Source organism: Agrobacterium pusense (genome assembly GCF_013285525.1).
GTDB lineage: Bacteria > Pseudomonadota > Alphaproteobacteria > Rhizobiales > Rhizobiaceae > Agrobacterium > Agrobacterium pusense.
In genome coordinates this window covers 1,359,347-1,381,812 of sequence record NZ_CP053857.1, presented here as the reverse complement: position 1 = coordinate 1,381,812, position 22,466 = coordinate 1,359,347, and the positions used below count along the sequence as shown (strand labels likewise).

Here is a 22,466-nt window from a genome sequence, read left to right as displayed (position 1 = left end):
GCGGCAATGCAACCGGCCAGATGGCCGAAATGGCCTGTATCGGCTGCCCCGGAGACTTTAGGATCTATTGGTTTCGGGCGGATGCGGGCAGCTTCATATCCGAAAGACGGTAGATGACAGACACCCAGGGTATCGCCCCGGCGATCGCGCAGGCGTTGGAAAAACGCGGCTACAAAGATTTGACCCCCGTGCAGCAGGCCATGCTTGCGCCGGAACTTGCCGACAAGGACGCGCTGGTTTCCGCGCAGACCGGTTCCGGCAAGACCGTTGCCTTCGGCATCGCGCTCGCGACCACGCTGCTGCGTGACAATACCCGTTTCGGCCAGGCCGCTGCCCCTCTGGCGCTTGCCATCGCCCCCACACGCGAACTGGCCATGCAGGTCAAGCGCGAGCTGGAATGGCTTTACGAATTTGCCGGTGTCTCCATTGCCTCCTGCGTCGGCGGCATGGATATCCGCAATGAGCGCCGGGCGCTGGAGCGCGGTGCTCATATCGTCGTCGGCACGCCCGGTCGTCTCTGCGACCACATCAAGCGCAATGCGCTCGATCTCTCATCGATCCGTGCTGTCGTGCTGGACGAGGCCGACGAGATGCTGGATCTCGGCTTCCGTGAAGATCTGGAATTCATTCTGGAAGAATCGCCCGAGGATCGCCGCACGCTGATGTTCTCGGCCACGGTGCCGCGCAGCATCGCCAAGCTGGCTGAAAGCTACCAGAAGAACGCCGTGCGCATCGCCACCGCTTCCGAACAGAAGCAGCATGTGGATATCGAATATCGCGCGCTTCTCGTCTCGCCTTCCGACCGTGAGAACGCCATCATCAATGCGCTGCGCTTTTACGAAGCCCGCAACGCCATCGTGTTCTGCTCCACCCGCGCCGCGGTGAACCACCTGACGGCACGCCTGAACAATCGCGGCTTCTCCGTCGTGGCTCTCTCCGGCGAACTAACACAGAACGAGCGCACACATGCCCTGCAGGCCATGCGTGACGGCCGCGCCCGCGTTTGCGTGGCGACCGACGTTGCCGCCCGCGGCATCGACCTACCCGGCCTCGAACTCGTCATCCATGCCGACCTGCCGACCAATTCCGAAACGCTTCTGCACCGTTCCGGCCGTACCGGCCGCGCCGGTCAGAAGGGCGTCAGCGCCATCGTGGTGCCGGTCAGCCAACGCCGCAAGGCCGAGCGCCTGCTCGAAGGCGCCAAGGTCAGTGCCGCATGGGTACACCCACCCTCCGTTGAAGAGATCGTCGAGCGCGACGGCGCCCGGCTTCTGGCCGATCCTACGCTGAGCGAAGCAGTGGCGGATGACGAGCGCGATTTCGTGACCAAGCTGCTGGAACAGCATGGCGCGGAAAAAGTCGCGGCGGCCTTCGTGCGCCTTTATCATGCGGGACGTTCGGCACCGGAAGACATTTTTGAAGTCGCGCTTGATAACACCCGCAAGCCGCGCCGCGACAGTTTCGAAACGGTCGAAAACAACGCTCCGCGCCGCGACAGGTCCGATTTCTCCGACAGTGCCTGGTTCTCCCTGTCTGTCGGTCGCAAGCAGAGTGCGGAACCGCGCTGGCTTATCCCGATGCTCTGCCGTTTCGGCAAGATCACCCGCCAGGATATCGGCGCGATCCGCATGCAGCAGACCGAAACCTTCGTGGAACTGGCAGCCGACGCCGTCGACCGCTTCACCTCCGCCATCGGCAAGGACATGACGCTCGAAAAGGGCATTCGCCTGAAGGCGCTTGAGGGCAAACCCGAGATGACCGGCGGCTTCCGCGAAGACACGCGGCCGGCCAAGGCCCAGCGGAAGTTCAGCAAGTCCGACAACGCGAGCGCCCCCCGCGATGATCGCAAGGGCGAAGACAAGCCCTGGAAAAAGAAAAAGCCCTTTGGCGACAAGCCGAAATACGAAGGCATGAAGGACAAGCCTTCCGAAAAGCGTGGGCCAAAGCCGACGAAGGGCTGAGGACGCCCTTTGTTTTTAGCTATTGCAGGAAAATGGGTCCCTTTTTGTGGGACTCAAGCCGGTCGACGACCTCCTCCGTCATGCCGGACCTGATCCGGCATCCAGCCACGACGCGTCTGCGTCGTGAGAAGACCCTTTTGCGATCAAAGACTTGATCGCGCTAGACCCCGGATCAAGTCCGGGGTGACGGAGTGGGGATGCGAAAACTTTGCAATCGATTCAGGTCGACAGATTCAGCAAAAAGCCCCGCTTTCGCGGGGCTTTTATTTTGTCTCAACTCTCAAAACGCCTGCGCTCAGAATTCCAGCGCGCGATCGCCGTTTTCGTCCTTGATGCGGTTCGGAAGACCGATCTTGTTCAGAAGGTTCAGGAACGGCTTCGGTGGCAGTTCTTCAACGTTTGCCATCTGCTTCACATCCCATTCGCCCGTCGCTATCAACATGGCGGCCGCAACCGGCGGAACGCCGGCTGTGTAGGAAATGCCCTGCGAGCCGACTTCTTCATAGGCGTCCTTATGGTCGGCCACGTTGTAGATGAAGACTTCGCGTTCCTTGCCGTCCTTGATACCCTTGACGATATCGCCAATGCAGGTCTTGCCGACATAATCGGGCGCCAGCGAAGACGGATCGGGCAGCACGGCCTTGACCACCTTCAGCGGCACGACTTCCAGACCTTCGGCCGTCTTGACCGGCTTTTCGGACAGCAGCCCGAGGTTCTTCAGCACGGTGAAGACGTTGATATAGTGATCGCCGAAACCCATCCAGAACCGGACATCGGCGCCGTCCATGTTCTTGGACAGCGAATGCACCTCGTCATGGCCGGTCATATAGGCCTTCTGCTTGCCGACGACAGGCAGGTCGAATTCCTGGCCGACTTCGAACATCTGGTTCGTCTGCCACTGGCCATTCTGCCAGGAATAGACGACGCCTGTGAATTCACGGAAATTGATTTCCGGATCGAAGTTGGTGGAGAACCAGCGGCCATGGCTGCCGGCATTGATATCGACGATATCGACCGAGGTGACCTTGTCGAAATACTCATCCTTGGCAAGACGCGCATAGGCGTTGACGACACCCGGGTCAAAACCGACACCGAGAATGGCGGTAATGCCCTTCTCCTTGCACTCTTCAGCGCGCTTCCACTCGTAGTTTCCATACCACGGCGGCGTCTCGCAGATCTTGGTGGGATCCTCGTGGATCGCCGTATCCATATAGGCAACACCCGTGTCCATGCAGGCACGAAGAACGGACATGTTGACGAAAGCCGAACCGACATTGATGACGATTTCCACGCCGGTTTTTTTGATCAAGGCTTTCGTCGCCTCGATATCCATCGCGTCAAGCGCATGGGCCTCAAGTTTCACTTCTGTCTTGAGGCTCTTCTTTTCGCGTACGGACTCGACAATCTTGCGGCACTTTTCCAAGGTCCGTGACGCAATATGAATGTCTCCCAATACATCGCTGTTCTGGGCGCATTTATGCGCCACGACCTGTGCTACGCCACCGGCGCCGATGATCAGAACGTTCTTCTTCATTTCAGGTGATGCCTCCTTTTCCCCGCAGGGATGAGCTTCGTTGGATGTTGAAACAGGGTTTAAGACAGGCTTTGCTCGAAATCGGCAAAGTCGAATTCACGGACGGCGCGAACCGAGCCGTCGAGTTCCTTGATGGCGATCGTCGGCATCTTCACGCCGTTGAACCAGTTCTTCTTGACCATGGTGTAACCGGCTGCGTCCTGGAAGGAGATGCGGTCACCCACTTTCAGCTCCTTGTCGAAGCGGAAATCGCCGAAAATATCGCCGGCTAGGCAGGACTTGCCGCAAACCATATAGGGATGTTCGCCCTCGTTCGGCGATACCTTGGCGCTCTCACGATAGATCAGAAGATCGAGCATGTGCGCTTCGATGGAGCTGTCGACGATAGCGAGGTTCTTGCCGTTGAACAGCGTGTCGAGAACCGTCACTTCGAGCGTCGTGCTCTTCGTGATCGAGGCTTCGCCCGGCTCAAGATACACCTGCACACCGTATTTTTCTGAGAAGGCACGCAGACGGTCGCAGAACTGGTCGAGCGGGTAATCCTCGCCAGTGAAATGAATGCCGCCGCCGAGGCTGACCCATTCAGCACGCGACAGCAGCGATCCGAATTTTTCCTCGATCTGCGTCAGCATGCGGTCGAACAGGGCAAAATCGCTGTTTTCGCAGTTATTGTGGATCATGAAACCGGAAATGCGATCCATGACCTTGTCGACCTTGGCGACATCCCATTCGCCAAGGCGGCTGAACGGACGCGCGGGATCGGCGAGATCGAAGCTCGAGGAGCTGACCTGCGGATTGAGGCGCAGACCGCGTGTGATGCCGGACGCCTTGTCGGCAAAGCGCTCCAACTGGCCAATGGAATTGAAGATGATCTTGTCGGCATTCGCAAGCACCTCGTCGATCTCGTAATCGGCATAGGCAACGGAATAGGCATGGGTCTCGCCGCCGAATTTCTCGCGGCCAAGGCGGACTTCATAAAGCGAGGAGGAAGTGGTGCCATCCATATATTGCGACATGAAGTCGAACACCGACCAGGTAGCGAAGCATTTCAACGCCAACAGCGCCTTGGCACCGGATTTTTCCCGCACATAGGCAATCTTCTCCATGTTGCGAAGAAGTTTTGTCTTGTCGATGAGGTAATATGGCGTCTGCAGCATCTCGGTTCACATATTGATTGAAGTCAAGGTCGGTCTTGGATGATGGGCCTTATATGATGCTTGTTACAGGAAAACAAATGTCCGGGGGCTAATTCCTTAAAAATGAGGCACGTCGAGCGGGACGAAGAAAACACATGACGTTGCGGAACCAAGTCGGTGTCGCTGCGTTTCAATCACGGACAGGCGGGTAGTTTCTGCCGCCGTAATGAAAGTCAAGCGGCGTCAGTCATGGACATGTCGCCATCTCCATCAACGATGTTCAAGAAGGACTTCACTCATGGCAAGCGTGCGTAGCAGCGTTAATGACAAGATCCAGCAATCCCTCGAAAGCGGTGATGCAGCCGATGTGGCCGCGCAGCTCGCCCAGCTTCGCGAAGATCTGGCAAATCTTGCCAAGAGCGTGAAGGCGCTTGGCGTCGGTGCTTCGCATGAGCTGAAAGCTCAGGCCGCGCGCGTTGCGGACGATGCCATCTCCGCATCGAGCGACATGGCGGATACCGTGCGCAACGAGATTTCAACGCTGAATGACAATCTGACGGATCAGGTCCAGCGAAACCCGCTCCAGTCGCTTGGCATCGCGGTCGGCGTCGGTTTCGTTCTTGCCCTCCTGACACGTCGATAAGCTCATGCTTGAGGCATTGCTGGTCTATCTGGGGGAGACCCAGCGTGAAGGGCGTGTCGTCACGAGACGACTGCGCTCTGTCATCATATTATCGGTGCTGGCGGGAATATTTTTCCTGATAGCCTTCGTGGCGGCCGTTGTAGCCGGATCGATTTACCTCGCCCGGCACGTCGGCGCAGGCCCTGCAGCGCTGGTCGTCGCCGGATCCGCTTTTCTGCTTGGAGTCATCATGCTTGTGGCACTCGCCATCCTGAAGCGTCCAAGGGTCTATGCACCAAGGCCGGTCACGCCGCTCGCCGCCGCAGCGCCGCTGACGGCGGCGCCGCTTGCTCTTCAGTCGTTGCTTTCACTTGCGATACAGGCGCGCCCCTATGCGACACTTGCCGTCGCCGTCGCAGCCGGGTTTCTCGCCACGAGAGCAGGTACAAAAAAGACCAAGTAACTTCTTGGCTCGCCAGCGACACCAACCGCGCATCCGGCCCATGGATGCGCGGTTTTTTTTATGTTACCCGCGAAGGATAGATTGGATGATGGCGCACTGCGTCACGCCGCCCTTATTTAAACAAAGTAACATACAGTCTCGGCGCATCCGTAATTTTTTGAAAGGCAATTGATGAAGAAGAAAGTCCTTGTCGTCGGTGGTGCCGGCTATATCGGTTCGCACACGTGCCTTCTCCTCTCTGAAAGAGGGTATGAACCCGTCGTTTTCGACAATCTTTCCAACGGGCATGAGGAATTCGTCCGCTGGGGGCCTTTCGAACAGGGCGATATTCGCGACCGGGCGCGGCTGGACGAAGTCTTCGCCAAACACCGGCCGGAGGCGGTTCTGCATTTCGCGGCACTGATCGAGGTCGGTGAATCGGTCAAGCAGCCGGTGGCTTTCTATGACAACAACGTCATCGGCTCGCTCAACCTGCTTTCATCCGCCATCGATGCCGGTGTCAACGCCTTCGTTTTCTCCTCCACCTGCGCCACCTATGGTCTGCCGGAACAGGTCCCGATCGACGAAACGCACCGGCAAGCGCCGATAAATCCCTATGGACGCACCAAATGGGTGGTCGAGCAGGCGCTGAAGGATTACAGCGCCTATAAGGGGCTGCGCTCGGTAATGCTGCGCTACTTCAATGCCGCAGGCGCTGATTTCGAAGGCCGCATCGGTGAATGGCACAAACCGGAAACCCACGCGATCCCGCTGGCCATCGAGGCCGCGCTCGGCCGGCGTCAGGGCTTCAAGGTATTCGGTACGGATTACGACACGCGCGATGGAACCTGCGTGCGCGACTACATCCATATTCTCGATCTCGCCGACGCCCATGTGCGTGCAGTGGATTATCTGCTGGCGGGCGGAGAAACCGTGGAGCTCAACCTCGGCACCGGCACCGGCACCACGGTCAAAGAATTGCTGGCAGCGATTTCGGAGGTTTCCGGCCGACCCTTCCCCGTCGAATATACCGGGCGTCGGGATGGCGATTCGACAACACTGGTGGCAAATAACGAAAAGGCGAAAGAGGTTCTGGGCTGGGAACCGCGCTATTCTCTTTCCGATATCATCAAATCCGCCTGGGCATGGCATTCGTCGCGGAACGCGGGGGATTAAACCAATCGGTTCATAAAAAGACACCGGCCGACGGCCGGTGTCTCCTGCGGGACGGCGGATGGCGCCTGTACCCGCTCCTGCCTCCCAGGTATGGGATTTACGGCTTTGTCGCCGACGTGGTGGTGCTGTCGGGTGCTGCCGGGGTTGCGGCGTTCTGCTCGCTGGTCTTCTGCTCCAGAGTCTTGAATTCCGGCGCTGCCTTCAGCGTTTCTGCGGTTTCAGTCGTCGTGAGGCGAATGGTGCCGTCCTGCGCGTTGCGCGTCATCGTCACCTTGTCCATGGGAACGGCCACGTCCTTGGCGCCGATGCCCAGGAAACCGCCAACACCGATCACCGCTGCAACCAGACCGCCGTCCTGTTCCATGATGAGGTTGGTCACATTACCAATGCTCTCATCGGCCGCTGTATAGACAGACTTGCCGATATAGTCATTGGCGCTGATTTGCGTTTCGCCCTGTTCCGTCAGATAGGCTCCGCCGGTGGTCGTGGCTGCGCTGTCATTGGCCGAAGGTGCTGCAGGAGCCATGGGCGTCGCTGGCGGCGTCGCCGGTTCAGTCTGTGCGCTGGGATTTGCCGGCGCGGGTTGCGTCGTGCCCTGAGCGATGGCAAGCGGCGCGAAAGCCGTGGTGCCCATGAGGGCGGCGGTGACGAGGATCGTAAGTTTCTTTGCCATTTCGTACCTTCCTTTCATCGTTCTCAACTGGCCGGCGGAAACATTTTTCCGCTCTTCGACCGGTTCGACTGGCAAACGGCATGGTTGTCCAAATAGTTCCGATTTTTTCAATCACGGCTTTGGGAGATGTCGTGAACCACAACAACCAAAGGTAAGAAATCAGCCATTGCCAATGGGGTATGGCGCGGTATTATCCATGTCGTAACAAAGGGATAAATGCCGGAGTTTTATATGCCTCGACCCGGCAACAGACTGAAGAACATGATCTCGGCTTTGCGTCGGCGTAGCGCGAATTTTTTCCCGACCGCCTCCATCGGCACCTATCTGGTGGTGATGGCGACCGTTATAACTTTGCCGCTGATCCTTTTCGTCGGCTACTTGATGCTCCGCCTGGAAGCGGAAAAACGCGACGACCTGCAGCGCGAGACGATCGAGGATGTACGGGTCGTCAGCCGCAACATCGATCGCCGTCTGCAGGAAATCGCCACCTCGCTCAATCTCCTGTCGCAATTTCCCGAACTCGAAAGCGGCAATCTCGCCGCCTTTCAGGGGCGCGTAGCAGACAGCCTGAAACGGGAGGGTCTTTATGCCATTCTTGCCACCAAGGATGGCCAGCAGCATCTCAACACCCGTGTGCCCTTTGGCAAGCCTCTCGGCAAGGTGCCGGTCGAGGCCGATCTCGCCAAGGCGATAGAATCCCGCCGTATTACGGTATCGAACATTTTTTTCGGCTCAACCAGCAAGGATTGGGTGTTCAACGTTACCATGCCGCTCGATCCGGAACTCGGGTCTGCCGGGGACGCCCTCATCCTGACGCAGAATGCCAGTGACCTGAGCCGGCTCATCTCCACCGAGAACCTGCCGCGAAACTGGGCGGTCGCTATCATCGACGGCACCAATCGTGTCGTTGTATCCACCTCTCCTGACGAGGCGGCGATTGGCAAACCGTTCGTCACCCCGGCCATACTCTCCGAAATGCAGGCCTTCAGCGGCAATTTTTTCGACGGCAAGGGCAATCTTTACGCCTATGCGCAATTGCCGGGCTGGCAGTGGAAAACCGTCATGTGGGGGCCGCTTGCCGCAAGTCAGGCTGCGCTGGTCGATACATGGCGGCAGATGATGATCGGCAGCCTGGTACTCGTTTTGATTGCTATAGGCGGCGCCTATCTGGTGGGGCGGCAATTGCGCAGCTCGATCCGCGACCTGACCCTCATGGCCGAGCGCATTGGTGAAGGTGAGATCGTCGCGCCGGTGGACACCAAGATAAAAGAGGCCAATCAGGTGGCCATCGCGCTTTCAAACGCCTCCTTCGACAGAAGCCAGTCAGAAGAAAGGCTGCAATTGCTGCTGCATGAGCTGGTGCACCGCTCCAAGAACATTCTCACGCTTGTTCAGGCAATGATACGGCAACTGGGCCGCGAGAATAAAAGCATTCCGGAATTCCAGAAAGAGGTGGACCACCGCCTGCGCGGCCTCGGCATGTCGATCCGGGCCTTGGCGGAAGTTCAGTGGCAGGGCTTGCCAATCCGGAAACTGATCGAGACCCACCTCGATGTTTTTGGCACGGTGGCAGAGCGTTTCGTTCTGGCGGGAGACGATTTCATGCTCTCGCCCGAAGCCGCGCAAAATTTTGGCCTCGTCGTGCATGAGCTTACCACAAATTCAATAAAATATGGCGCTTTGTCCGCGCCCTCAGGCAAAATTACTGTCCGTTGGAAACCGGTTGAAAAAGACGGACGGCAGATGCTTCATCTTGTGTGGACTGAAACGGGCGGCCCCCCGGCGCAGGAGCCCAGCCGCAAGGGTTTCGGCACTACGGTCATCAAGAGGCACGCGGAAGGCGCTTTCGGAGGGAATGTGACAACGGAATATCGTGAAAGCGGTTTCGAATGGGCGCTGGAGGCGCCGATGCGTTACTTCACGCCCAAACGATCCGATCAGGCCGGCTCCCACTAACTAATCGGACCCGCAAAAGTGACGATAAATCGTGAACCGCAAAAAATATACATTTTGCTGGAACCGAATCTCTCCAAGTGTGTTTTTAATGCAGGCCAAGCAATTCCCCCGTCCCCGCCTGAAGCTTGGCCCAGTATAAACGGGTTTCGCCCCTGAAAACCCGTCATTGAAATAGCACGGCTCTCTCTGAGCCGTGCTTTTTTAATGTCTTCTGTAGTGAAAGGCGGCCGAGACGTCCGTCCGGCCGCGTGCGTCGGTTACATATCTGCGACGTCGCCCGAGGGGAATTTCAGCCTATAAACAATGCGCTCTGGAGTAAGCTTATATTCTGCGCTTCCTCCCAGAGCGGAGGGAACCACCTTTTCCAGCACGACGCTGCCAAAACTGCCTCGCCTTGCCTCCACGGGTTCCTTCGACGGCGTCATCGGCTCGTTCCATTCGACTATGTAGAAGTCACCCTCCTGCCGGCATTGCAGGGATATTGGCGGGTGATAGGCGAGATTGCCGCTGTGGCTGACAGTGTTGACAACAAGTTCGTGAAAGGCGAGCCCGATATAGAGCGCGCCGTTCGGATTAAGCAGCAGGTTCTCACCTTCCATATGGATGAGGTTCGGATATTCAGGCACATAGAGATCGAATTGCTGGCGCAGCAGCTCGAATATACGTGCCCCCCGCCAGTCAGAATCGGTGATGAGATCCTGGCTTTGGGCAAGCGCATGCAGGCGCCCCCGGAATTTGCGCAGGAAATCATCCTTGGTGAGACTGAAACGGGCCGTCTGGCCCGCAAGGCTCTGGATGATCGCCAGCAGATTCTTGGAACGGTGACTGACTTCGCGCAGCAACGAACGCAGAAGCTGCTCGCGTCGCCGCTCCGCCGTCACTTCCCGGATGGTGGTTTTCATCACCATCTGGTTCATCTGATTCAACGTTGAGTGCACGTGGAACTGGAAGACTCGATCATTGCCCGCGCCCACTTCCAGCATGCCGCGACTGCCCGCCGCGCCCATGTCTTTCTTGAGCTCGGCCAGCCGTCCGGACAAATCCTTTCCGAACAGATTTTCATCAGTTGGAGGGGATCCAGCCGGCAGCTTCCAGACATCCGGAAGATTGGCCACGAATATATAGTCACGGTTCCGGTCCTGGAGCATGACTGTCTCACCCGAATCGAGCAAGGCAAGGACGAGCGAATCGTGAAGTTCGCTTTCGTCCCTCTCCGCGTTATGCCACGCCAGCCGATGCAAATTCATCTCCTTGCAGAAAGTCGCGGGGCAGCCCCACGACCGTAACCGCCAACGCCCGGGCACCAGAGAGGTTCCCGGTCAGCGTGCGGTTTCGGCAAAATCTCACGCCGCGACGCGCGAGCTTTCGTTGAAAAACAGGGCCTGGCTGATGAGTGCTTTCACCATGTCCGGGTTGAAGGGCTTCGTTACGAGGAATGTCGGCTCGGGCCGTTCACCCGTCAAAAGACGCTCCGGGAAAGCCGTGATGAAGATTACCGGGAGGGTGGTCATCTGAAGGATGTCCTTCATCGCATCGAGGCCGGAGCTGCCATCGGCGAGCTGGATGTCGGCCAGGATCATCTTCGGCTGGGTACGATGGAAGAGATCGAGCGCTTCCGTGTGCGTGCGGGCGATGCCCGTCACACGATGGCCGAGATCGGTGACCATCTGTTCGATATCCATGGCGATCAGCGGTTCGTCCTCGATGATCATGATATCGGTCGCCACCTGCCGGGCGATTTCAGACGCTGCCTCGTCGATGAGCTTACCGACCTGGTCTTCGGATACCCGCAGAACCTCCGCCGTCTCCGAAGGCGAGAACTCTTCGACGGTTGTGAGGAGGAAAGCCTGACGGGCAAGTGGCGGCACGGCGGACAAATTGGCGGAAGCGCGTTTTTCCCACCCAGACAGGTTTTCGTCGGCCTTAATATTGATCGTGACGGAACTAAAGATCGATACGAACAATTGATAGAGCGAAACACGATCGCTGCTTGTCTGCGGGAAGATGCTGATATCGGCGATCAGCGCTTCGAGTGTAGCCGCAACATAGGCATCGCCCGTTGATTGTGAGCCGCAAACGGCACGCGCGAACCTGCGCAGATATGGCAGGTGCGGTGCGATGCGTGTAGAAACTGACATGGAATTCTCCCCTTTCATGCGGTCTGCAACGCAAACCCAAGATAGCAACGTGCACATCGCAAAAAAAGTTCCGAACCACCGGAACTATTTTTTTCGCCGCGCATTCTTTGCTACGACAAAAAAGGAATACCGGACGTTATGAGCATATTTCAATCGGACCAAGATCAGCCGGATAATCCGGCCGCCCCCCAGGTCCCGCACTCAGGGCGGGCGGTGATTTCCCGTAAGCTCAGGGAGCTTTATGATGCCGTTCAGGACGAAGGCATCCCTGACAAATTCCTCGACCTTCTCGAAAAACTCGATGAAGCGGAAAGCAGAGCCAAAATCAAGGCTTTGGAGGAATGATGGCGAAAGAGCCGGAGCAGACAGAATACAACTTCAAGCGCGAGATGCTGGCAGCACTGCCCAACCTTCGCGCCTTCGCAATTTCGCTGATCCGTTCGAGGGACCGGGCCGACGACCTCGTGCAGGACACGATCATGAAAGCCTGGGCGAAACAGGACAGCTATCAACCCGGCACCAATATGCGCGCCTGGCTGGTGACGATTCTGCGCAACGAGTTTTATAGCCAGATCCGCAAATCCGGCCGCGAGGTGCAGGACACGGATGGTGTCTATACGTCCCGCATGTCGGTCCCGCCGGAACAGCATGGTTCGGTGGACCTTCAGGATTTCCGCGCAGCGCTCGCGAAATTGCCCGACGACCAGCGTGAAGCCATACTGCTGATCGGCGCTTCCGGCTTCGCCTATGAAGAGGCGGCGGAAATCTGCGGATGCCCGGTGGGCACGATCAAGAGCCGCGTCAGCCGTGCAAGGTTGCGCCTGCAGGAACTGCTGGGCATAGAGAATGAAAACGAGTTCGGTCCCGATGCGCAGATGACAGCCGTCACTGCCGCTGCAACGGCGCGCTGAGAGGACTGAACGCAAAAGATGACAAACGGGCAGACGCGAATCTGCCCGTTTTTTCGTCTTCTTTTTAGATGCCGGTTTCCTTGACAGACTGCATGACCACAAAGGTCGACGTGTTAGCGACAGATGGTAGGCTCGAGATTTTTTCGCCCAGTACTCTTCTGTATTTGCGTATGTCGCTGGTGCGGACCTTCAGGAGATAATCGAAGGCGCCGGCGATCATGTGGCATTCTTCTACTTCCTTGATCTTGCGTACCGCAGTGTTGAACTCCTCCAGTGCTTTTTCCCGTGTATCGGACAGCTTGACCTCGGCAAAGGCGATATGGTCGACGCCGAGTTTCTGCGGGTTGAGCATGGCGCGGAAACCGAGAATATAGCCCTCATCCACCAGTCGCTTCAGCCGCGTCTGGCAAGGTGTCTTGGAAAGGCCTACCTTTTTCGACAGCTGCAGCACGGACATGCGCCCATCCTCGCTGAGCGCCTCGAGAATCTTGAGGTCGAAGTCATCCAAACCGTCTGTTTTCTGACTATATGCCATTCATTTTTACGCCAAATTGGGACAATAAAAGTTCATATTGCCTGTTTTATGCTAAAAATAAGGCCATAGCAATTTTCGCGGCAATGATATTGTGAGCGTAAGGATGACGAGCGGCGGGCTGAGGACACGCTGCCGCCTGCAGCCTGTCTTCAACAGCGTTTTCAGGATTTTCAGAATGGCCGATGGTGCAAGCAACGCCGGTGTAGCGACGAGCGGTATTTTCCAGAATTTTGCGCCGCCGGTGCGTGAGCAGACCCTGCTGCACAAGGCGATCACTGCCGCCTATCGCCGCACCGAAGAAGAATGCATGGCGCCGTTGATCGAAGCGGCCACGGTGACGGCAGAACAGGCGAAAGCCATTCGCGAGACCGCTCGCAAACTGATCGACGCATTGCGCGCCAAGACCAAGGGCACCGGCGTCGAAGGGCTGGTCCAGGAATATTCGCTCTCCAGCCACGAGGGTGTTGCCTTGATGTGCCTCGCCGAGGCCCTGCTGCGCATCCCCGACACCGCCACCCGCGATGCGCTGATCCGCGACAAGATCGCTCGCGGCGACTGGAAATCCCACATTGGCGGCGGCCGCTCGCTCTTCGTCAATGCCGCCACCTGGGGTCTCGTCATCACCGGCAAGCTCACCTCGACGGTGAACGATAGCGGCCTCTCGGCGGCTCTGACCAAGTTGATCGCCCGGGCTGGCGAACCCGTCATCCGCCGCGGCGTCGATATGGCGATGCGCATGATGGGCGAGCAGTTCGTGACCGGCGAGACGATCGGGGAAGCGATCAAGCGTTCCAGGCCGCTGGAAGAACAGGGCTTTCAGTACTCCTACGACATGCTGGGCGAAGCCGCGACCACCGCAAAGGATGCGGAGCGTTATTACAAGGATTATGAAAACGCCATCCACGCCATCGGCAAGGCCTCTGCCGGGCGCGGTATCTATGGCGGTCCGGGCATTTCCATCAAGCTTTCAGCGCTGCACCCGCGTTATGCGCGCGCGCAGGCCGAACGCGTCATGGCGGAGCTTCTGCCCCGCGTGAAATCACTGATGCTGCTTAGCAAAAAATACGATATCGGCCTGAATATCGACGCTGAAGAAGCGGACCGGCTGGAATTGTCGCTTGATCTTCTGGAAGAGCTGGCGCTGGACAAGGACCTTGCCGGCTGGAACGGCCTCGGTTTCGTTGTGCAGGCCTATGGCCGCCGCTGCCCGTTCGTTCTGGACTACATTATCGACCTTGCCCGCCGTTCGAACCGCCGCATCATGGTGCGTCTTGTCAAGGGCGCCTACTGGGACGCCGAAATCAAGCGCGCGCAGGTGGAGGGGCTGAAAGACTTCCCGGTCTTCACCCGCAAGGTGCACACCGATGTCTCCTACATTGCCTGTGCTCGCAAGCTGCTCGCCGCGCGCGACGTGATATTCCCGCAATTTGCGACCCATAATGCGCAGTCCATGGCGACGATCTATCATCTTGCCGGTCCAGACTTCAAACTTGGCGACTACGAGTTTCAGTGCCTGCATGGCATGGGCGAACCGCTTTACAGCGAGGTCGTCGGCAAGAAGAAGCTTGACCGGCCGTGCCGTTTCTACGCCCCGGTCGGCACCCATGAAACGTTGCTGGCCTACCTCGTCCGCCGCTTGCTGGAGAACGGTGCCAACTCCTCTTTCGTCAACCGCATTGCCGACCCCGCAGTGCCGGTGGATTCCCTGCTGGAAGACCCGGTCGCCGTCGTCAAGGCCCATGCCGTTCCCGGCGCACGTCACGACCGCATCGCCGCCCCTGCCGACCTGTTCGGGCCGCAACGTAAAAATTCCGCCGGCCTCGATCTCTCCAGCGAAACGACACTCTCTGCTCTCGACAAGGCCCTGAAGGCGGGGGCATCGGCCGAGTGGAAAGCGGCCGCATCGCAAGCGGGCGGCGCAACGCGGCCTGTTCTCAACCCGGGCGACCACAATGATATCGTCGGATACGTCACCGAACCGACTGAAGCTGATGTGGAAGCGGCCATGCAGCGCGCGGCGTCCTCGAACTGGCCATCCACCCCTGTGGAAGAGCGCGCCGACTGCCTGGAGCGTGCCGCCGACGCCATGCAGGCCGAAATGCCCGATCTGCTCGGCCTTGTCATGCGCGAGGCGGGAAAATCCATGCCGAACGCCATTGCCGAGGTGCGCGAGGCCATCGACTTCCTGCGTTATTACGCAGCGGAAGCGCGCAGGAATTTCGCGGCCGGCGAAAAGCCACTCGGCCCGGTCGTCTGCATCAGCCCATGGAACTTCCCGCTCGCCATCTTCATCGGTCAGGTGACGGCGGCGCTGGTGGCCGGTAATCCGGTTCTGGCAAAGCCTGCTGAAGAGACCCCGCTCATCGCTGCGCAGGGCGTGCGCCTGCTGCATGAGGCGGGGGTTCCGGAAGACGCTGTGCAGCTTCTGCCGGGCGACGGCAAGACGGGTGCAGCACTCGTGGGTTCGCCGCTGACGGCAGGCGTCATGTTCACCGGCTCCACGGAAGTGGCGCGGCTCATTCAGGGGCAGCTTGCCGGCAGGGTTCTGGCGAATGGCCAGCCGGTACCGCTGATTGCCGAAACCGGCGGCCAGAACGCCATGATCGTCGATTCCTCTGCTCTTGCCGAACAGGTCGTCGCCGATGTCATTGCTTCCGCCTTCGACAGCGCCGGTCAGCGTTGCTCGGCGCTGCGCATTCTCTGCCTGCAGGAAGATGTGGCGGACCGCACACTGACCATGCTGAAAGGTGCGCTGCACGAGCTGCGCATCGGCCGCACCGACCGACTCTCGGTCGATGTCGGCCCGGTCATCACCGCCGAGGCCAAGGGTGTCATCGAAAAACACATCGAGGACATGCGTTCGCTCGGTCACCGCATCGAGCAGATCACACTTGCGGGCGAGACCGGCAAGGGCACGTTCGTGCCGCCGACCATCATCGAGATGAAGTCCCTTGCGGATCTGAAACGCGAAGTTTTCGGTCCGGTGCTGCATGTCATCCGCTTCAAGCGCGACAATCTCGACCGGCTGATCGATGAGATCAACGCCACCGGTTACGGCTTGACCTTCGGTCTGCACACACGTCTCGATGATACCATCCAGCACGTGCTCTCCCGTGTCGCGGCCGGCAATCTTTATGTGAACCGCAACATCATCGGCGCAGTCGTCGGCGTACAGCCGTTTGGCGGACGCGGTCTTTCCGGCACGGGCCCCAAGGCGGGCGGCCCGCTCTATCTCGGGCGCATGACACAAAAGGCACCGAAGATCGACCGCATCGCCAGCCAGCAGGATCAGGCCGCCGTCGATCTCGCCCGCTGGCTGGACGAGAACGGTGAGACGGTCGCGGCAGAAGCCGCACGGCAGGCCGCGGCGCTTTCCGGCCTTGGCTTCGAGACCGAACTGGCAGGCCCTGTCGGTGAGAGAAATGTCTATGCGCTGCATCCGCGCGGAAAGGTTTTGCTGGTCCCGGCAACCGAACAGGGGCTTTACCGCCAGCTCGCGGCAGCGCTTGCGACTGGAAATGCGGTTGTCATCGACAACGCGTCGGGGCTTGAAAAGTCGATCTATGGCCTGCCTGCAACCGTCACCTCGCGCATCGTCTGGGCGGATGACTGGGCAAAGTCAGGCCCCTTTGCCGGTGCGCTCGTTGAAGGCGATGCGGAGCGTGTGGTTGAGATCAACAGGAAAATCTCGGCTCTTTCCGGTCCGCTGGTTCTGGTTCAGGCCGCGACCACGGAAGCGCTTTCCGGGGAAAGCCAGCCCTATACGCTGGACTGGCTGGTGGAAGAGGTCTCCGTCAGCGTCAACACCACCGCCGCTGGCGGCAATGCCAGCCTGATGAGCATTGGCTAAAACATGGGGCGGCAGGGTCTTGGCCCTGCCGCGACACCCATTATTACCCTGTAACCTCTCCCCGGCCGAAGAGCTGGTTCAGAACCTGTTCTTCCAGTCTCGCAAACTCCGCCGTGCCATGGCGGCGCGGACGGGGCAGCTTCACATCGAGGTCGAGTGCGATGCGGCCCTCATCGATGACGACGATGCGATCGGCGAGCGCCACGGCCTCGGAAACATCATGCGTGACGAGCACGGCGGTGAATTTCTGCTTGCGCCAGATGCGCTCCAGCAAAAGCTGCATTTCGATGCGGGTGAGCGCGTCGAGCGCGCCGAGCGGCTCATCCAGCGCCAGGATCTGCGGATGGGCGACAAGCGCCCGCGCCAGCGCGACACGCTGCTTCTGGCCGCCGGAAAGCACATAAGGCCACTCACCCGCCCGATCCCTCAGGCCCACCTCATCGAGGATGGCAAGCGCCTGTTCCTGCGCCGCCTCGCCCCTGGCGATGCCGGTCAATCCCACTGAAACGTTATTCGCGATACGCTCCCACGGCAGAAGACGCGGCTCCTGAAACATCATGCGGGTGCGGCTTGAGGCATCCTTAGAGACGGTTCCGGTCGTCGGCGTGTCGAGACCGGCCAGAATACGCAAAAGCGTACTCTTGCCACAGCCACTTTTGCCGATGATGGCCAGAAACTCGCCTTCCCGCACATCGAGATCGATGCCACGCAGAACCGGCTTGTCGCCGAAGCTCTTCGTGACGTTGCGGAAGCTGAAGGCAACCTTGCCTTCGGTCGATTTCGGGCCGGGTTCGATCTTTGCCTCCGCTCCTGGCGGAGGGGATGGCTGGGCATCAGGGCGTCTCAACGTCGTCACATTACCGGTCGACATGGGTTACCTCAGACTTTCTTGAAGGCTGGATGCCATTGCAGGAAGATGCTTTCGAGGAAGCGGGCAAAACTGTCGGCCAGCTTGCCGAGAAGCGCATAGATAAGGATCGACAGCACGACGACGTCGATCAGCAGGAACTCGCGCGCCTGCATGGCCATGTAGCCGAGGCCCGACGAGGAGGAAATGGTTTCCGCCACGATCAGTGTCAGCCACATGATGCCCAGCGCATAACGCAATCCGGTGAAAATGGCGGGCAGTGCACCGGGTAAAATGACCCGCCGAAACAGCGTGAAGGGCGACATGCCGTAGGTACGGCCCATTTCCACCAGTTGCGGATCGACGCCCTGGATGCCGAGCAGCGTGTTGATGTAGATCGGGAAAAACACGCCGAGCGCGACCAGAAAGAGCTTCGCTTCTTCATCAATGCCGAACCACAGGATGACGAGCGGAATGAGCGCCAGATGCGGAATGTTGCGGATCATCTGCAGCGTCGTATCGGTGAAACTGCGGGAAAACTTCGACAGCCCGTTCGCCAGCCCGAAGATGAAGCCGATGGAGCCGCCGATGGCGAAACCGGCGAGTGCGCGGGCGGAGCTGACGCCGATATTGGCGAGGAGTTCCCCCGAGAGCAGAAGCCGCCAGAAGGCTTCGGCGACTGCGGAGGGGGCGGGCAGCACATTGGCGGAAATCACCCCCGCGCGCGCCGCCACCTCCCATCCTGCAAGGATGAGTGCGGGAAGCAGCCAGCCGATGATACCGCCAAACTCGATGCGCTTACTGCTGCTCACGGCATGTCCCTCCGGCTCAATTGGTGGCGCCCGACCAGACGGCATCCTTGATGCTGATCTGTTTCGGGATCAGGCCGAGACGATAAAAGCGATCCGCCGTTTCCTGCTGGCTCGCGATGATCTTGTCATCGATCTTGGTAATGCCGAATTCCGAACGGTTCGCGGCAAGCGTCTGCGCCTCCAGCGGAACGCCCGTCACCTCATGCAGCGCCGCAGCAACCTTGTCGCGATTGGCGGCGGACCATTTCGCAGCCTCACCGAGCGCATCGATCGTCGTGTTGATGGTGTCGCCATGCGATTTGGCATAGTCGCGATTGGCGAGGAAATAGGTGCTGACAGCAAGCACATCGCTGGTGCGGGCCAGCGTCACCGGCTTGTATCGGGTTTCGGCAATCGCATAGAAGGGATCCCATACGGCCCAGGCGTCGATCTTGTCGCTGGCAAAGGCTGCCGCGGCATCGGCAGGACTGAGATAGGTCACCTCGATATCGCTGAATTTCAGGCCGTTCTTTTCGAGAGCCGCGACGAGCAGGTTATGTGCACTGGTGCCTTTGCCGACGCCAACCTTCTTGCCCTTCAGATCGGCAACCGACTTGATGCCGCTTTCGGGTTTGGTGAAGATCGCCTCGCCCTTACCGTTCGAGGGAAGCGCCGCCACATAAACGATGGCCGAACCCGCTGCCTGGCCGAAGATCGGCGGCGCATCACCCGTCCAGCCGACATTGATGGAGCCGACATTCAGGGCTTCCACCAGCGGCGGGCCTGCGGTGAATTCGACCCATGAAACTTTCACGCCCTTGGCTTCGAGCGCCTTTTCGATGACACCCTGCTGGCGGGCGATAACAGGCAGGCCGGTTTTCTGATAACCGATCTTCAACTCTTCCGCCGCCCCTGCCTGCAGCGGCAGAACGGAAAATGCGGCGGCGGCAAAAAGGCTGGCGGAAAGCGCGCGTCGGGTGATGGCTGGCATTTCATCTCCTTATCACCAGCCCCTCTGGCCGGATCACGATATGGAGCAATGCTATGGTTTTCTATTAAAACGATAGAGAGACGATAATTCAATATCGGCAATGTTGCGGGAATAAAATTTCGCGCAACCACATGTTTTCCGCAAATCATCGCGGAGACCCTTGTCGGACCCATCGAATAGAAATGCCGGCGCGGAGGAAGCCGCACCGGCATGATGGATCAATTTCTCTTTCGACAACGCGATCGAAAAGTCGATTACTCGATATCGAAGGAAACCCCCTGCGCCAGCGGTAGCGCCTTGGAGTAGTTGATCGTGTTGGTGGCGCGGCGCATATACGCCTTCCACGCATCCGAACCGGATTCACGGCCGCCGCCGGTTTCCTTCTCACCGCCGAAGGCACCGCCGATTTCCGCACCCGACGTGCCGATATTGACGTTGGCGATACCGCAATCGGAGCCTTCCGACGACAGGAAACGTTCCGATTCCTGTATGTCGCGGGTGAAAATGGACGACGAAAGACCGGCGGCAACGGCGTTGTGCGCGTCGATCGCCTGATCGAGATCGCTATATTTCATGACGTAGAGGATCGGGGCGAAGGTCTCTTCGAGAACGGGGCCAACCTGGTTGGGCATTTCGACCAGCGCCGGTTTCACGTAATAGGCATCTGCCGCGCCCGTATCCACGCGCCCGCCCCCATTCACCACGCCGCCAGCCGCCTCGGCCGCTTCGAGCGCTTTCTGCATGGCCTCGAATGCCGCCTTGTCGACCAGCGGGCCGACGAGTGCGGAGGTTTCCAGCGGGTTGCCGACGGAGACGGAAGCATAGGCCTTTTTCAGGCGTGGCACGAGCTCGTCATAAACGCTGTCATGCACGAAAAGGCGGCGAAGGGTGGTGCAGCGCTGGCCGGCCGTGCCCATCGCACCGAAGGCGATGGCGCGCAACGCCATGTCGAGATCGGCGGAGGGGCAGACGATGCCGGCATTGTTGCCACCGAGTTCAAGAATGGCACGGGCGAAGCGTTTCGCCAGACGCGGCCCGACATCACGGCCCATGCGGGTTGAGCCGGTGGCCGAAACCAGCGGCACCTTGGGATTATCCACCAATGCTTCGCCAACCGCGCGATCGCCGATCAGCAATTGCGACAGACCTTCCGGCGCATCGCCGAAGCGGGCGGCAGCGCGTTCGAAAATGCCCTGAACGGCAAGCGCCGTCAGTGGGGTCTTCTCCGAAGGCTTCCAGACGACCGCGTTACCACAGACGAGGGCAAGTGCGGCGTTCCACGACCAGACAGCGACGGGGAAGTTGAAGGCGGAGATGACGCCGACGACGCCGAGCGGATGCCAGGTTTCCATCATCCGGTGGCCGGGGCGTTCGGTGGCGATGGTGAGGCCATAAAGCTGGCGGGAAAGACCGACCGCAAAATCGCAGATATCGATCATTTCCTGCACTTCGCCGAGACCTTCGGACGGGATTTTGCCCGCTTCCAGCGATACGAGACGGCCGAGATCGGCCTTGAAAGCGCGCAGTTCTTCACCAAGCAGCCGGATCAGCTCACCACGGCGCGGCGCGGGAACATTACGCCATACCTTGAAGGCAGCGTCCGCCCTGTCGATCACGGCCGCTACGCCCTCGACCGACACGGTCTTCAGACTTGCAATCCGCTCGCCTGTCACAGGGCTGAAAGAGGCCATGTCGCCGCCAGTGTAGAGATCGCGGGCAACGCCCATCCTCTCGAGCAGGGCGGCGGCTTCCTGTTTCACGTCGAGCTTGGTGGTTGCATCCATATCAATTGTCCTTCTGGCTGAGAGGGAGGAAAGGCCGCCTTGATACGGCGCTTTCAACTCCCGTCGCTGTTCTTTCCCCGGAATTCGTTATATGTTCTGGAAACTCGCTCCGTCGAACTCGGCAAAACCCCGTTCCATTCTTTCCCGTAATCATATATGGGCATTATGACCCTTTTCCAATGAGGAAAGCGGGTAAGTTGATGCGAGAATGGAATGGATCCGCGTAGAAGACTGGTTCCTGACATCGTCACCCTGCAGGCGTTCGAATGCGCCGCACGGCATGGCAATTTTACCCGCGCAGCGGAAGAACTCAACCTCACGCAGAGCGCTGTCAGCCGGCAGATCGGCGAACTCGAAGCGCAGACGGGGATGCAGCTTTTCGAGCGTATCCGCAGACGGGTGGTCCTTTCAGAGGCGGGGCGCAAATTCCTGCCCGATGTGCGGCGCCTGTTGCAGCAATCCGAGCAGCTGATGGTGCGTGCGGTTTCGGCGGGAACATCGCATGCATCGCTATCCGTCGCGACGCTGCCGACGTTTGGAAGCCGCTGGCTGATGCCGCGCCTGCACCGATTCATCGACGCCAACCCGGATATGACGATCACAATCGGCTCGCGCTCTCATCCCTTCGATTTCGACGAGGAGGGCTTCGATCTGGCCATTCACTATGGCCAGCCGGTCTGGGCACATGGCACCTGCACATTCCTGTGCGATGAGGTGATCGTACCCGTCGCCAGCCCTGCCCTGCTGCGCCATGCGGCGGTGACGCGGCCTGAAGACCTGACGCGGCAGCCATTGCTGCACGTCACCACGCGCCCGAAACTGTGGACGGAGTGGCTGGAAATGAAAGGGGTGATGGCCGAAAATGCCTATCAGGGCAGCCGTTTCGACCAGTTCTCCATGATCATCGAAGCCGCCGCGAGCGGTATCGGTTTCGCCCTTCTGCCGAAATATCTCATCGAGGCCGAACTTTCCTCCGGCCGCCTCGAAATCGTTTTCGATATGCCGTTGCAGACCGACAAGAGCTATTATGTCGCCCTGCCGGAAGGGCGGCAGGACAATGCGCTCGCCCGTGCCTTTCAGGCCTGGCTGCTGGATCAGGTCGGCAAGCCATTATAGCTG

The 22,466-nt window shown here is 59.2% G+C and carries 19 protein-coding genes; 9 read left to right on the top strand and 10 right to left on the bottom strand.

Annotated elements, in window-relative coordinates; translation table 11 throughout:
- Positions 1 to 113: 113 nt before the first annotated feature.
- Positions 114 to 1,961: a DEAD/DEAH box helicase gene (locus tag HQN82_RS19965; RefSeq protein WP_173615688.1), complete on the top strand. Its 1,848-nt coding sequence runs from the start codon at positions 114 to 116 to the stop codon at positions 1,959 to 1,961.
- 295 nt (positions 1,962 to 2,256) lie between these two features.
- Here HQN82_RS19965 and HQN82_RS19960 read toward each other — a convergent pair whose 3' ends face one another.
- The gene (locus tag HQN82_RS19960; RefSeq protein ID WP_006698037.1) at positions 2,257 to 3,495 is read right to left on the bottom strand and encodes a saccharopine dehydrogenase family protein; all 1,239 of its coding nucleotides are present in this window, start codon (positions 3,493 to 3,495) and stop codon (positions 2,257 to 2,259) included.
- A 59-nt stretch (positions 3,496 to 3,554) separates the two neighbouring features.
- A complete protein-coding gene (gene nspC, locus HQN82_RS19955; RefSeq protein WP_173615687.1) occupies positions 3,555 to 4,652 on the bottom strand; it encodes a carboxynorspermidine decarboxylase in 1,098 nt (365 codons plus the stop codon).
- A 277-nt stretch (positions 4,653 to 4,929) separates the two neighbouring features.
- Here nspC and HQN82_RS19950 point away from each other — a divergent pair, with 277 nt between their 5' ends.
- The 3 genes from HQN82_RS19950 (at position 4,930) to galE (ending at position 6,871) form a co-directional block, all read left to right on the top strand.
- The gene (locus HQN82_RS19950; RefSeq protein ID WP_004437983.1) at positions 4,930 to 5,274 is read left to right on the top strand and encodes an ElaB/YgaM/YqjD family protein; all 345 of its coding nucleotides are present in this window, start codon (positions 4,930 to 4,932) and stop codon (positions 5,272 to 5,274) included.
- A 4-nt stretch (positions 5,275 to 5,278) separates the two neighbouring features.
- Positions 5,279 to 5,716, top strand: coding sequence for a hypothetical protein (locus HQN82_RS19945; RefSeq protein ID WP_173615686.1), 438 nt, complete (start codon positions 5,279 to 5,281; stop codon positions 5,714 to 5,716).
- Positions 5,717 to 5,887: 171 nt separating this feature from the next.
- Complete coding sequence (gene galE / locus HQN82_RS19940; RefSeq protein WP_173615685.1) at positions 5,888 to 6,871, top strand: UDP-glucose 4-epimerase GalE; 984 nt, start codon at positions 5,888 to 5,890, stop codon at positions 6,869 to 6,871.
- Between the two features lie 97 nt (positions 6,872 to 6,968).
- On the opposite strand, the gene HQN82_RS19935 is transcribed toward galE, so the two are convergent.
- Positions 6,969 to 7,544, bottom strand: a complete 576-nt coding sequence (locus HQN82_RS19935) for a PRC-barrel domain-containing protein (RefSeq protein WP_004437975.1) — start codon at positions 7,542 to 7,544, stop codon at positions 6,969 to 6,971.
- A gap of 231 nt (positions 7,545 to 7,775) precedes the next feature.
- On the opposite strand from HQN82_RS19935, the gene HQN82_RS19930 reads away from it, so the two are divergent.
- The gene (locus HQN82_RS19930) at positions 7,776 to 9,500 is read left to right on the top strand and encodes a sensor histidine kinase (RefSeq protein ID WP_173615684.1); all 1,725 of its coding nucleotides are present in this window, start codon (positions 7,776 to 7,778) and stop codon (positions 9,498 to 9,500) included.
- Positions 9,501 to 9,757: 257 nt separating this feature from the next.
- Here HQN82_RS19930 and HQN82_RS19925 read toward each other — a convergent pair whose 3' ends face one another.
- Together HQN82_RS19925 and HQN82_RS19920 are read right to left on the bottom strand one after the other, a co-directional pair.
- Positions 9,758 to 10,747 carry a sensor histidine kinase gene (locus HQN82_RS19925; protein ID WP_173615683.1) on the bottom strand — a complete coding sequence of 330 codons (990 nt, stop codon included), beginning with the start codon at positions 10,745 to 10,747 and terminating at the stop codon, positions 9,758 to 9,760.
- Positions 10,748 to 10,843: 96 nt separating this feature from the next.
- Complete coding sequence (locus HQN82_RS19920) at positions 10,844 to 11,638, bottom strand: response regulator (RefSeq protein ID WP_004437964.1); 795 nt, start codon at positions 11,636 to 11,638, stop codon at positions 10,844 to 10,846.
- Between the two features lie 138 nt (positions 11,639 to 11,776).
- Between HQN82_RS19920 and HQN82_RS19915 the strand changes: the two genes are divergently transcribed.
- Both HQN82_RS19915 and HQN82_RS19910 read left to right on the top strand, forming a co-directional pair.
- The gene (locus tag HQN82_RS19915) at positions 11,777 to 11,983 is read left to right on the top strand and encodes a NepR family anti-sigma factor (RefSeq protein WP_004437962.1); all 207 of its coding nucleotides are present in this window, start codon (positions 11,777 to 11,779) and stop codon (positions 11,981 to 11,983) included.
- Positions 11,983 to 12,549 (top strand): sigma-70 family RNA polymerase sigma factor, encoded by a 567-nt coding sequence (locus HQN82_RS19910; protein ID WP_004437960.1) that lies wholly within the window; start codon positions 11,983 to 11,985, stop codon positions 12,547 to 12,549. Before HQN82_RS19915 ends, HQN82_RS19910 begins: the two co-directional genes overlap by 1 nt.
- Before the next feature lie 64 nt (positions 12,550 to 12,613).
- On the opposite strand, the gene HQN82_RS19905 is transcribed toward HQN82_RS19910, so the two are convergent.
- A complete protein-coding gene (locus HQN82_RS19905) occupies positions 12,614 to 13,084 on the bottom strand; it encodes an Lrp/AsnC family transcriptional regulator (RefSeq protein WP_173615682.1) in 471 nt (156 codons plus the stop codon).
- A 175-nt stretch (positions 13,085 to 13,259) separates the two neighbouring features.
- Here HQN82_RS19905 and putA point away from each other — a divergent pair, with 175 nt between their 5' ends.
- The gene (gene putA / locus HQN82_RS19900; RefSeq protein ID WP_173615681.1) at positions 13,260 to 16,934 is read left to right on the top strand and encodes a trifunctional transcriptional regulator/proline dehydrogenase/L-glutamate gamma-semialdehyde dehydrogenase; all 3,675 of its coding nucleotides are present in this window, start codon (positions 13,260 to 13,262) and stop codon (positions 16,932 to 16,934) included.
- Between the two features lie 43 nt (positions 16,935 to 16,977).
- Here the strand turns inward: putA and HQN82_RS19895 are convergent, their stop codons facing one another.
- The 4 genes from HQN82_RS19895 to amaB form a co-directional block, all read right to left on the bottom strand.
- The gene (locus HQN82_RS19895; protein ID WP_173615680.1) at positions 16,978 to 17,805 is read right to left on the bottom strand and encodes an ABC transporter ATP-binding protein; all 828 of its coding nucleotides are present in this window, start codon (positions 17,803 to 17,805) and stop codon (positions 16,978 to 16,980) included.
- Positions 17,806 to 17,813: 8 nt separating this feature from the next.
- The gene (locus HQN82_RS19890; RefSeq protein WP_107341467.1) at positions 17,814 to 18,593 is read right to left on the bottom strand and encodes an ABC transporter permease subunit; all 780 of its coding nucleotides are present in this window, start codon (positions 18,591 to 18,593) and stop codon (positions 17,814 to 17,816) included.
- A gap of 16 nt (positions 18,594 to 18,609) precedes the next feature.
- Positions 18,610 to 19,563, bottom strand: a complete 954-nt coding sequence (locus HQN82_RS19885) for an aliphatic sulfonate ABC transporter substrate-binding protein (protein ID WP_035210700.1) — start codon at positions 19,561 to 19,563, stop codon at positions 18,610 to 18,612.
- 254 nt (positions 19,564 to 19,817) lie between these two features.
- Positions 19,818 to 21,347, bottom strand: a complete 1,530-nt coding sequence (gene amaB, locus HQN82_RS19880; protein WP_173615679.1) for an L-piperidine-6-carboxylate dehydrogenase — start codon at positions 21,345 to 21,347, stop codon at positions 19,818 to 19,820.
- Positions 21,348 to 21,560: 213 nt separating this feature from the next.
- Between amaB and HQN82_RS19875 the strand changes: the two genes are divergently transcribed.
- A complete protein-coding gene (locus tag HQN82_RS19875) occupies positions 21,561 to 22,463 on the top strand; it encodes a LysR family transcriptional regulator (protein ID WP_173615678.1) in 903 nt (300 codons plus the stop codon).
- Positions 22,464 to 22,466: the final 3 nt, after the last annotated feature.